We start from the raw sequence: 12,234 nt of genomic DNA on the forward strand, positions 1-12,234 counted from the left end.
ATAAAAATTGCCGATTTTACGAGAAAATCGGCAATTATGGTTTATGAGGAAGTTTCAACAAGGTGTAGAGTTTTTTACCTCACACCAACAACAAGCGTCTTGTTGGCACTCTTGGCGAGGTACACGCCTTTGTGGAGGCCGGCTAGCGAAAGTTCCAAGCGTCCGCTCTTCTTTTGGGTGGAGCGAATCAGGTTGCCGGTGGCATCGAACAGGCGAATCGGCTTGTTAGAATAGAGCATATTGCCGTTGCGAGTAAATTGAACCGTCGTGTTTAAGCCTGCAATGAGTGTTGTCGTGGGTTCGCTGGAACTGGAGGCGACTTCACTAGAGCTAGATGCCGGTTCGTTGTTACCGCCGTTAATAAAGTCTTCTACATGGGTAACACCGGTGTTGTTATAGTTGCCGAGGTTGTACACGCTGCGCATGGCGTTGATAACGTCCGTTTCGAGAACCTTGCCCACCGGTGAAGATTGGCGGCGAATGTAAGCCATGTTGTCATAGCCGGAATCGCTTTCGTTGCCCATGTCCCAGAGAATCGGGGTAAGGCCGTATTGCTTGGCGGCAGAAACAACGTCTTTATGCCACTGTACGCGGCCCTGCTTGTGAAGGTTCAGGTCGGAACCGTTCAATTCCGGGCTGCGAACGTTGGCGCCGAATTCGCCTACGATTACCGGATAACCTTTATCCACGTAGTTCGTCTTCATCTTGGCAAACTGTTCCTGCGGGTGGACGATGCTTCCGAGCTTGGAATCCACAGAGCCTGCCCAGGCGTTGTAACCGGCGTTGCGCTTGGGTTCGCTAGCCTTGGTGTAGTCACCGTAGTAGTACTGCGGCAGAATGGGTTCGCTTGCACCCCAGTCCTGTTGGCTCGTCATAAGCGTGTACTGGTACGGATCGTAGTAATGCACTTCGAACATCAAGCGGCCTTCGACCTTGTCCTTCGGGAAGGTGCTTATCGGAGCGTTTGCGACAGATTTGTCGATGTCGGTGTTCAAGCCTTGAATAATCAAGGTGCGGGTTTCGTTGTTGCCACCGGTGGAACGCACTGCGTCGATAAAGGTTTGGTAGTAGTGCATGAGAGTGGACACATGCTGCGATGTCCACGTATTCACATTCGGGCCGGGTTCGTTGGCGCCTGCAAACATCAAGCGCTCGTTGTAGTCCTTGAACTTGTTCGCAATCTGCGTCCAGTAAGTCTTCATCTTGTTGTCAATCGTCTGGTTGACGCTTGTACCGATGTTGCTCTGGAACCAGCCGCCTTCACCTTCGTGGTGGATGTTCAAAATCGTGTAGAGGCCTGCGCGCATGGCGTAGTCGACCACCGTTTTCACGGAGTCAAGCCAAGTTTCGGTGACCTTGCCGCCACTGGTGTGGCTGTCCCAGGCGCAGGGGATTCGGACCGTGTTGAAACCAGCAGCCTTTACGGAGTCGAGCAACGCCTGAGTCGGGTAGGGGTTGCCCCATAAAGTCGGGTTATTCGGCACTTCCATTGAGTTTCCGATATTGAAACCCATGCCCATTTTGGCTTGGACTTCTTTGGCGGTGGGAAGTGTCGCTGCGGTCGCAGAAAGGGTTCCTGCGAGGGCAAAGAGGGCGGTTTTGGCAAGAATACGCTTCATTTTCGGTCCTTTTTCAAGATTCGCTCTTAATCTATACCGAAAAAATTGAAACATATCCTATAATGTGGGACACCGTTCAAAAACTATTGAACAGCTTACAACGTACGAAAAGATTTAGTTACTATGTAAATCTTTTTAAAGAGTTAATGAGCTTCGAGCCAGTTTTCGCCGAAGCCCACGCTTGCGACAAGCGGGACCTTGAGCTGCATGGCGCCTTCCATTTCGGCTTTGACCATTTGTGACATGGGTTCCACCTGGTCGCGGGGGCATTCGAATACGAGTTCGTCGTGCACCTGCAGCATCATTTTGAGCGGCAAGTTTTCTTCGTTGATTCGTTTTTGAATGCGGATCATCGCAATCTTGATGAGGTCGGCGGCGGAGCCTTGGACGGGAGTATTCACGGCCATGCGCTCGGCCATTTGTGATTCCATACGGTCGGAGCTATCAATGCCTGCGATGTAACGGCGGCGGCCTGAAAGCGTTTCCACGTAACCGTCGCGGTGGGCGGCCGCCTTGATGTCTTCGATGTATTGCTGCACGCCCTGGTACATGTCGAAGTAGCCGGTAATAAAATCCTTTGCCTGCGACATCGGAATTTTCAGGTCGCGGCTTAAGCGGAAGGCGGTCATGCCGTAGAGCACGCCGAAATTCACCACCTTGGCGTCGCGGCGCATGTCGCTGTTGACTTCGTCGAGTTTGACTCCGTAAATCGCGGCGGCGGTGCGGGCGTGAATGTCGATGCCTTCCTTGTAGCTTTCGATAAGCGCTTCGTCGCCACTCAAGTGGGCGAGCATACGCAATTCAATCTGCGAGTAGTCTACGGCGAGAATTACGTTGTCCTTGCTCTGCGGCACGAACGAGGCGCGAATCTTTTTGCCGAGGTCGCTGCGTACGGGAATGTTCTGCAGGTTCGGATCGCGGCTAGAGAGGCGGCCTGTTGCCGTACCCCATTGGATAAAGCTTGTGTGGATGCGCTTGGTATCCGGATTCACCAGCGTCGGAAGCACCGTGATGTAGGTGCTCTGCATTTTCTTGAGTTCGCGGTATTCGATGACGGCGAAAACAATCGGGTGCGGCGCCTTGAAACTGAGTTCTTCGAGAACCACAGCATCGGTACTGCGTTTCTTGATTTCGGGGAGTCCAAGCGTATCAAAAAGGACTTCGCCGAGTTGCTTGGGCGAACCGATGTTGAATTCGAAACCGGCCATGTCGCAGATTTCTTTTTCCAAGTTTTCGATGCGGCGCTGCAGTTCCTGTTCCAACGTCTTGAGGGCCGGAACATCAATTGCCACGCCCACAGATTCCATCTGGAAAAGAACCTTCAAGAGCGGCATTTCTTGCTCGAAGAAATACTTCACGTAATCGAGTTTTTCAAGTTCCTTCTTGAGCGGTTCCCACAGGCGAAGCGTGTAGACTGCATCTTCGGCGCCGTATTCCGTCGCGTCCTTGATGTTTACGCGGTTGAAGGTAATCTGGTTCTTGCCGCGGCCAATCAAATTCTCAATCGGAATCATTTCGTGCTGCAGGCGTTGCATCACCTGGTTGTCGAGGCCAAGGCCCGATTGCCCCGGCGAAAGCATCCAGGCCGCAATCAGCGTGTCGATGAGGTTTGCGTTATCGATAGCGCTCTGCGGAATCTTGAAGGTGCGTGCGAGCACATGCAAGTCAAATTTCGCGTTATGGAAAACGAGTTCGCGCGGCAATTGAATAAATTCACTGAACCATGCTTTGACCTTGTTCAAGTCGTAATTGCCCTTGGGTCCTGTCGGCAGCGGGAATCCGATTTCGTCGGAATGTCCCAGCGGAATGTAGTAGCCCTTGGTGGGGTCTGCCGAAAGGCAAAGTCCCACGAGATTGCATTGCATCGGGTCGAGACCATCCGTTTCGGTGTCAATGCCCACAGCGCTTGCTGCGGCAAATTCGGCCTTCATCTGCTCGAAAATTTCATCCGTATCGACGCAGATATAAGTCGGCGGAACATCGACCGGGAAGTCGGCGCGTTCCACTTCTGCGCCCGTTGAACCATCTGCACTTCCCGTGCCATCGGTTTCGCGCACAAAGCCCGTCTTGCTGGGAATGCTTTCCAAAAGGCGGAGTAGACTGTTGATTTCGTGATCCTTGAACATCTGCGCCAAGGTGTCTACGTGCAGGCCATTGTATTCGAGGGCATCCAGGTTCCCGCTAAAGGCGCGCTTGGTCTGGAGAGTCACCAGTTCGCGGCTGAGGAAAGCCTTTTCGCGGTTGTTTTCCAGGTTGTCGTGCAAACCCTTCTTGGTCACTTTATCCAGGTTTGCGTAAAGGTTGTCCATGTCGCCGAAGTCGTTCAGCAATTGGATGGCCGTTTTCGGGCCCACTTTCGGAACACCGGGAACGTTATCGCTTGCGTCTCCCATGAGCGCCAAGTAGTCGCGGATTTTTTCGGGCGGAAGACCGTATTTTTCAAGAACCTGTTCCGGGCCAAAGTCAATGCCGTCGGCGCCTTTCGTCAAATGGAAAAGATGGATCTTGTCGGTTACGATTTGCGACATGTCCTTGTCTTTACTTAAAATCACCACGTGGTCAAAGCCTGCTTCGACCGCGGCCATGGCGGTACTTGCCATCACGTCGTCCGCTTCGTAACCCGGTTCCGACAAGAGCGGAATTCCGCTCGCTTCCAGACTTTCACCAAGGAGCGGCATCTGTGCCGCCATTTCTTCGGGCATGGGCCCGCGATTGGCCTTGTAGTCGGGGTAAAGTTCGTGCCTGAATGTCTTGGTGTGCGCCACGTCGCGTGCAATGGCGAAATGCGTCGGCTTGTGCTTCGCGAGAATGCGGAGCACTGCACCCCAGTAGCCGTGCATCATCGAAACCTCTTCGCCCTGGCTGTTTTTCAGCGGGTTCTGCGAATAGGCGTAAAACATGCGGAACGCAAGCGCGTAGGAGTCGAGCAAAAGTAGAGTCTTTTCAGGCATGCTTTGAATGTAGAAAATTTGTATATTGGATTTATGTAAAAAAGGAGTTGAATATGCAATCAAGAGTTAAAGAAGCAATCATTTTGGCAGTTGCCGTTTTGTGCTTGGGCGCATTTTTCTATCGGGCCCAAATTGATGTCAAGGACCGCGACCGCGTGGTATTTGTGCGCGGACTTGCCGAACGCGAAGTTTCGGCTGATTTTGTGATTTGGCCGATTGTGTACAAAGAGGTGGGCAACGATCTTGCCGAACTTTCTGCAACGTTACAGTCCAAGTCGCAGATACTTGAAAAGTTCCTGCTCGAAAACGGCGTGAAAAAAGAAGATATCACTTACTCGACCCCGGCGATTGTCGATGCCGATGGTGAGTTGTACAGCGGCGGCAAGCATACTTATCGTTATGTGGCGACAGTTGTAGCGACGGTGGCCACGAATAATGTGGAACTTGTCCGTAAGGTTATGGAAAAACAGGGCGAACTCTTGAAAAATGGAATTGCCTTTAGCGGTAGCGATTACCAGTACCGCACCGTCTATAGCTTTAATGGTCTCAACGAAATCAAGCCCGCCATGATTGACGAGGCGACAAAGAATGCACGCTCCGCTGCTGAAAAATTCGCGAAGGATTCCGACAGCAAGCTCGGCAAAATCAAGACCGCCACGCAGGGCGTGTTCTCCATCGAGGACCGCGATGAAAATACGCCGTATATCAAGAAAGTACGCGTCGTAACGAACGTGCAGTATTTCTTGGAAGATTAAAAAAGGGGGAAAGCCTTCCCCTCGCTTCAGCCCCGGCCCCACCCCAAAGTGTCAAGCCCGCCTCCGAGCGGGCTTCTCCTTTACACCCACCCTAGCCGGGTCTTCCGCTTCCCCTTCTAGCGGGCTTCAGACGCCAGCCCGCAACGCCTGGCTTTTTTTCATACGTTCAAAATATTGACATGCTTAGCTTGATATCATCGACCATCGTCTATCTCCTTACGTCTGTAAACTGAATGTGATCGATTTTCATTTCGTTCTCAGGATTTGGCGCTCTGTTGCCGATTCGCATGAGCATATCTTCAACGATATGCGAGTCTGGTACATAACTATAACTGGCTTCCATGCATTCGTCGAAAGCTGTTTCTAGTTGTTCCCTTGTCGCATTGGTTATCATTTCCTTTGCCCTAGCCAAGAATCCGTCTCGGATTACGTTCTCAAGCCCTTTTTGGGGAAATATTATGTCGTTGAGTCTGATTGCTTTGTCGCCGCGATTCAATTCTGCTACAATTTCAACGGTTTTATCAATGATTTTCTCTCGTACTGTTTTCAAATCGGCTGGAACAGTCTTAACAGCTTCTTCAAACTCCTTGAGATTTTTGCAAAAATCGGGATAGTCGCCATGACCGAATCCGACAGGGGTTTTCCATATCCAGTAGCCCCGCGGCTGCGAGTCAAAAACCCTTTGTTCAATATCTGTTTCTAGTAGACAGTATTTGCCGCTGGCATAATAAATCAAGCCTTCGATATCGCCGGGATCCCAAACATATTTTCTGTTTTTGCCGATTAGTTCATGTAAAAGGTCTTTTGCAAATTGCTTGTTTCTCTCTTCGCGCAATTTGCCTCTTTTAATTTGTTTGGGGGTAATCATAGACAGTTCGATTTTCCCATTTTGCTTGTCTATATGGCTCGTAACCTTCCATTTCCCGTCATCAATACTTTTTATCTTCAAATGAGCTACGATTTCGTCAATTAATTCTTCATGCGTAAACCATTTCATAGTAGCCCCCTTTGATGGAATGCATGGGTGTTGGTGATTTGATTACACTACAAATATACATTCAATTAAATGTCAAAATTTGTCTTTTTATAGATTTTTTATTATCGGTGAGCTATTTTTTAGAATGCGTCAGAATGCCGGTCTGATTCTTTCTGAACGCCTGCAAATATTGCATATATTACCAGATATGCGACTGCAAACAGAATGTCGATGTGGGTAATTCTGCCTACAAATATTTTCTCCGCAAAAATAAGTAGAGGCGGAAAACAAGGAATAATCTGTTTGACGGATATTATGCGGCTGGTTTTTGATATAGAGAAGATGCTTGCCAATAGGCAGAATACGATTGAAAAAAAATATGGAGCAAAACGGCTTGCTAAATAAAAAGCTGTATTGTCTAAATACATCCCCTGAAAACATACAAGGCCGATGGCAATGTATACAACACAGACTGTCAAGCCGAAAATAAACAACCTCTTTGCCCACTTGTCATCAACCAACAGCCGTTCGTCTCTTTTCAAAACTAAGCTGAAAAACAGTAAAATCGGCAATAAAATGGCGCAATAGGCAAATGTTCCTGCACTCGCTAGTGCAAATCCCAAAAACTGCGGACCGAATTCACTTTCGCGAGAAAACTCGTCTAGCAAAAATATGAACGGTAGCGGGCATAGGACCGCACTAACTAGCGAGGCTATCGAAATATGATGTTGCTTTATTTTCACCTTGGATAACAATATAGCATCAATAACCTATCCAAGACCCTGCGTAAGCCTTCATTATTCCAATTTCGTCCTAATTCAGGGTGTTTCCATAGCTGTTGGCGGTATATTTTACCGACTCGTTTCCCATAATCGCTAATTTGTTGAGCGCCTAGATGATTGTATAATGTTGCAATTCGCTCAATGTCATTAGGATTACCGACTAGTTTGGACAGGCGTTTGATAAATTCTGCCGCAACAAAAATGTTGTAGCCTGGATTTTTTAAGGAATCCATAGTGCCAAAGGAATCTCCCCAATAACGATGGTTGATATTCATTGGCTGAAAGGATTTTAAGCCTGGATAAATAAGTTTGCTGACACCTTCAATTTCATCACCACGCATAACAGCATCGGTGTAAAATTTATTTAAGCAATGTTCGTAATAACCATGAGTCGTTTCCATATACATGATTGCACGCAGCAAATCAGGATTGACAGACTTGGCCTTTGCGGCAAATTCAATTTCGTTATTGTACCGGTCGACCATGTTGAAATTGGAATTTTCGTACCATGGCATCTCATCAGATGCTTTGGGGTTCCAATTGACTGGAAAAATGGTGCCATCATTCATATTTAAGAAGGCTTTTTTCCGTTCTGGTTCTGAAGAAATATAAGTGAGATCAGGGTACAGGCGCATCATTTGGTTCCAGAAGTCGTCTGGACCATAATTTATTTCGTTTAAGCGGTGCATGGCGTTCTCACGATTTTTTATATCGTGCAAAAGAGCCAATCCAAGATTGTCAAGTTTTGTTTCGTAATTGATAAAATTGAGTTCATTAGGCATAAAGCCTCCTTTGGGGTTAGAGTTGATTTTTGGGTACAAAACCAAAACCTGTCAGACGATTTTGCCTGACATTAGGGAAAAAACGGCATCTTCTCTTCGTTATGGTCTTATAGGCGCTCCTTTGATAAATCGTTCCTCTATGTTATCGGACTTTGTGTGCATCGACTTTCACCTCCTGGATATTTTACACACTTTCGACATTTTTTTCTTTATCTAATGAATAAAACTTGGGTCTTTTTTTATGAATAAAAAAGGCGTGGTGTCGAATGCACTTACACTACTGAGGCTCTAGCAAAACCTGTCCACAATAAGCACAAACGACCCACGCCCGAATAGAGCGAAGATTCTTCATTCAATGTGGACGGGATTGATTCTTTTTATGGAATCTGCTAGAATTTCAGTAGTGGAATCAGAATCCGTTTTCAGTCTATGTCAAAAAGCAATTCTTTTTGTTTTAATAATCTCCTTATTCTTCCATTTTTACACAATCTTGTGAAATGTATTTTTGCGGGTCTTTCACGGATTTGGGTAAGCCTGTTTTGAAATCCATAGCAAGTTATCAAGTCTTAAAATCAAGATATTCCTTGGCTTTTTTGTAGAAAATATTCTTGATGTATTGTTCCATATAAGGATAGTCGGGATTGCCTTTATCATCAATCGGAAGCATGATTTTTTGCCTAGACAAGCGATTTGTTCCCATTTTTAAGCAGTAATTATATTTTTCTTTTTGCTGCATTATCTGTGTCGTCATAAAAAGACTAACGGCTTCGTTATCTCTAGGGCAGTGAAGTATTTTTAGTTTTCGACAATCATTAGAAAATAAAGCCGGGTATTTGTGATAGAATGCATATCCTACAGAGCCGTTCCTATTTACAGCGATCACATTCGATTCGTATGTAGAATTCATATTAGAAACAAAATACTTTATTCCATTATTTTCTGCAGATGATGTAATATAAGGGATCTTGCCTTCAATGCGTTCCTTGTCATAAATATCACAGCCTGATTCTATTTTAAATATTGAATCAATTGGAAATGCTCTCCATTCCTTTTCTTCTAATTTGGCAATTTCATTATATTTCGCAACTTGCTTATTGGTTCCCTCAAATAAATATTTTCGTCCTTGCATAATCATTGAAAATTCAAAGGATAAGTAATCACCGACTACTTTGTCAAAACTTTTTTCAGAAGGGATTTCGTCATTGAAGTAGTAGAAACTATGTAACCATTCTTCTTCTGCGGTAATGGTTGATTTGACGCAGAACTTGTTTTCTGCCTCTATTCTGTCAAACCACACGTCTAGCAAGTGCTGCCGTTTGTCTTTTGCAGATTCAGTTTCTAGAAGCCCAATATGGGGCGAGACCTTGTAACCGTCATCTTCAAAATTGATGAATTTGCATATCTTTTCTTTTGGATGGGGCTCACCTGCAGTGAATATTGCAATACAAGGAATCGTTCCCACTCCATAGAAAGTGTCCTTTTGCAACATGACGACGCCTTCAAGCGTATGTTTGTTTAGAATACTTCGCTTAATATCCAGTTCTTCTTTTGATTTTCCTGTCATCGAACTTTGGGGAACAATAACTGCACAACGTCCACCTGGTAACAAGGAATCTAAAAGATGTTCCGTAAAGGCAATCTCGTATTGTTCTGGATTGTTCTTACTCCCTTGACTATAAGGAGGATTCATCATACCCACGGTTGAACGAATACTTGATTGCAGTTCCTTTGGATTCTTTTGCAAGAAATCATCGCATTGCAGGTTGCTCTTGCCATCACCGCGCAAAATCATATTTGTTGTCGCAATGGTGAACATGTCCGAGCGTTGTTCAATACCATAAAGCTGATTTTTACGAATAGACTTCTTTTCAGCTTCAACATCCGTTTTGGAAAGCATTGTATGAAGTGCCGCTACAAGAAATCCTCCGGTTCCGCAACAGCTGTCGAATACACGATCCGTCTTTTTGAGATCAAGTAGTTCACAGAAAAGTTCGGTAATATGCTTTGGTGTAAGGACAATTCCTAATGTTTGTCCGCTACCACCCGAATAGTGCATAAATTCGCCATAGAATCTTCCCAAAAAATCTTCGGTTGATTTACTGAATTTGATGGATTTATAGAGTTTCTCATCTAGAAATTTCGTGAAAAATTTCAATGGAGTTTCACCTAAAGACTGATTTACTTCATTTAGTTTTGTACTGTCTTTGATGATACTGAATTGAGAAAGAATCTTGTCAATTTTGGTAATGGGAGAAAGGTCTGTTCGCTTAAAACTAGACTCTATAGCGTTGTAAATTTTCTGACCATCTGTAATGGCATGCATACCCGATTCGCCGGTAAGCGAATCGATGCTGAAGTTTCTGTTATCTCGTTCACGTAAAGCGAGAAGAATTCCCGAAACAACAAGCGGCTTTTCTTCATCCTTCATGTTGCCGTAATTTCGCAGATGCTCATGTAATTCTTTTGCATCGGCTAATATTTCGGCAAGTTCTTTTTCCTTGTCCGTATCTTCTTTGAGAACATCTCGCAGATAAAATTCATCGATATTGTTTTCACTGAATGAAATAAATGATTCGACGTCATCTAAATAAAATACATTGCATCGGTCATCGATAAATATGGGTGTAATCCGATGCTTCTTTGATGTTCCTGACACACCAATCGCAAAAACCTTCTTGTATGTCGTATTCCTTATTAGATGCCTGCCGTAAAAGAACGCTCCGTTCATAGCGTATTTTTTAACGGACTTGACATCCATCGCCAAAAGACCATCGTCGTCACGCTTTTCATGGTCTTGGATTGAAGCCTTGTCTTCAATGACAATCAAGAAATCCTTTACTATGCCGACATATTCCGGAAAACCAACATTACCCGTTCCACTTTTTGAAGCAGTCTTCAAAGCGTTATCTATTTCAACAATTTCACTTCCCTGTGCGTCGTGGACTATTCCTGCTTCATTAAGAAGGTCGTGCACCCACAAATCCGTTTTAACTTCTTTCTTCGCCATCGGCAAGGTCCCTAAGATAAGCTGATCAATCGTTCTTATCCTAGCCCTTGACGAGAGTCATTTTGCAAGCAACAAAAAAGGCGTGGAGTCGCAGGCTTACCTTGTCTGCGGGCTACCACACCCTTTTACCTGATAAGCACAAAACGACCCACGCCCAATATGGGCGTGAGCGTTCGTCTTATCCTCAGGTAAATTGAAAGTGGTAGTTTCAGACAAGAGAATAAGAGACGAATCTCAAAAATTCCGGTCGCTCCGAACCATTCGGTACGGGGCTATGTCAACAACAATTTAAATAAAAAAGGAAATCCCCGCCTACGCGGGGAAGACAAAATGAGGGAAATATTGACAAAAGCGTTAGGTGAAATTACGAAGATTCCCTGATTTTCTGGATAATTTCTTCAGGGTAGTTGGAAACTGCTGCGATTTTTTCATTGGAATCACCAAGATTAATCATAGCTTTGATCCAATCTCGGTCTCGCTGAGCAATCTTTTCAGCAAGTTCTTCTTCTTCGACTTCGGCGATGGACTTGTAGCCGTAAACTTCACTGCATTTCTTGAAATCCATTTTAAACTGCTCCTTGGCATCGCCGTTGAACCACTGTTTCAAATATACAAATGTTTGGGATAAAAACTCCTCGGCTTCTTCACGGGGAAGCGACTTGAGTCCTGCCATAGCCGCTTTCAGATGCTTTTTGAGTTTCTCCCCATTAAAAACATACTTCAAAGCAACCAGCGCAAGTGCGATCTTGGGCGAAATCTGAGGAATTTCGTTGTCCTCGAAGATGTCGCTCACGTCAATGAGTTCCAATAGGAACGGCAATCCAATTTTGTGATAGTATTTAGGGTAATTCGGGAACATTACTTCCTTTTCAATATGCCAAGGTTCTTTCCCGTTGTAGAGAACTACGGCGACAGTCGGGATGTTCTTCTGGTTACGGACCATAATCTGGAACCAGTACTTGACCAACTGAGGGATAATTCCCGCTTCGGGATAGCTCTTGTGTTCTTCGATGATGCCTACGAGAAGCTCTGCCTGCTTGGGCTCATCGCTTGCAATCTTTACGGTGAATGCCAAATCGCCATCACCATGGGAGACCGTATCGCTGAATGCCCCGGAAATTTCTTGCAGTGTATCAAGATTCACCGTTGCAAGGAATTGGGCGAGATTGTTGTTCTTTCTGGACGCAAGGCGAAGAAGTTCCGCCGTGCGTGCGGGATCCTTCAGCACCGAGCGGACGTAAGGATCGTGCGAAATTTTTTTTGTTGGGGAAGCATCTTTTTCAGACATTAATGAGTCCTTGTTTTAAGGTGGTCTTACGGGTTCTCCCGTAAGGCGACAAGGATTTGGTCCTTGTCTATACT

The 12,234-nt window shown here is 45.7% G+C and carries 8 protein-coding genes; 1 reads left to right on the plus strand and 7 read right to left on the minus strand.

What is annotated here, in order from left to right:
- Positions 1-74 precede the first annotated feature (74 nt).
- Together BUA40_RS08530 and polA are read right to left on the minus strand one after the other, a co-directional pair.
- The gene (locus BUA40_RS08530; RefSeq protein ID WP_072800219.1) at positions 75-1,619 is read right to left on the minus strand and encodes a glycoside hydrolase family 5 protein; all 1,545 of its coding nucleotides are present in this window, start codon (positions 1,617-1,619) and stop codon (positions 75-77) included.
- Positions 1,620-1,762: 143 nt separating this feature from the next.
- Positions 1,763-4,570, minus strand: coding sequence for a DNA polymerase I (gene polA, locus BUA40_RS08535; RefSeq protein ID WP_072800220.1), 2,808 nt, complete (start codon positions 4,568-4,570; stop codon positions 1,763-1,765).
- Positions 4,571-4,623: 53 nt separating this feature from the next.
- On the opposite strand from polA, the gene BUA40_RS08540 reads away from it, so the two are divergent.
- Positions 4,624-5,325 (plus strand): SIMPL domain-containing protein, encoded by a 702-nt coding sequence (locus BUA40_RS08540; RefSeq protein WP_072800221.1) that lies wholly within the window; start codon positions 4,624-4,626, stop codon positions 5,323-5,325.
- Between the two features lie 208 nt (positions 5,326-5,533).
- On the opposite strand, the gene BUA40_RS08545 is transcribed toward BUA40_RS08540, so the two are convergent.
- From BUA40_RS08545 to BUA40_RS08565, 5 genes are all read right to left on the minus strand, one after another.
- Complete coding sequence (locus BUA40_RS08545; protein ID WP_072800222.1) at positions 5,534-6,322, minus strand: hypothetical protein; 789 nt, start codon at positions 6,320-6,322, stop codon at positions 5,534-5,536.
- A 119-nt stretch (positions 6,323-6,441) separates the two neighbouring features.
- The gene (locus BUA40_RS08550; protein WP_143149748.1) at positions 6,442-7,044 is read right to left on the minus strand and encodes a hypothetical protein; all 603 of its coding nucleotides are present in this window, start codon (positions 7,042-7,044) and stop codon (positions 6,442-6,444) included.
- Positions 7,041-7,865 carry a hypothetical protein gene (locus tag BUA40_RS08555; protein WP_072800224.1) on the minus strand — a complete coding sequence of 275 codons (825 nt, stop codon included), beginning with the start codon at positions 7,863-7,865 and terminating at the stop codon, positions 7,041-7,043. The genes BUA40_RS08550 and BUA40_RS08555 overlap by 4 nt, the downstream gene beginning before the upstream one ends.
- A gap of 559 nt (positions 7,866-8,424) precedes the next feature.
- Positions 8,425-10,872 (minus strand): N-6 DNA methylase, encoded by a 2,448-nt coding sequence (locus BUA40_RS08560; protein ID WP_072800225.1) that lies wholly within the window; start codon positions 10,870-10,872, stop codon positions 8,425-8,427.
- A 364-nt stretch (positions 10,873-11,236) separates the two neighbouring features.
- Positions 11,237-12,160 (minus strand): Rpn family recombination-promoting nuclease/putative transposase, encoded by a 924-nt coding sequence (locus BUA40_RS08565; RefSeq protein ID WP_072800226.1) that lies wholly within the window; start codon positions 12,158-12,160, stop codon positions 11,237-11,239.
- Positions 12,161-12,234: the final 74 nt, after the last annotated feature.

It is taken from the genome of Fibrobacter sp. UWT2 (assembly GCF_900142545.1).
Classification (GTDB): Bacteria; Fibrobacterota; Fibrobacteria; order Fibrobacterales; family Fibrobacteraceae; genus Fibrobacter.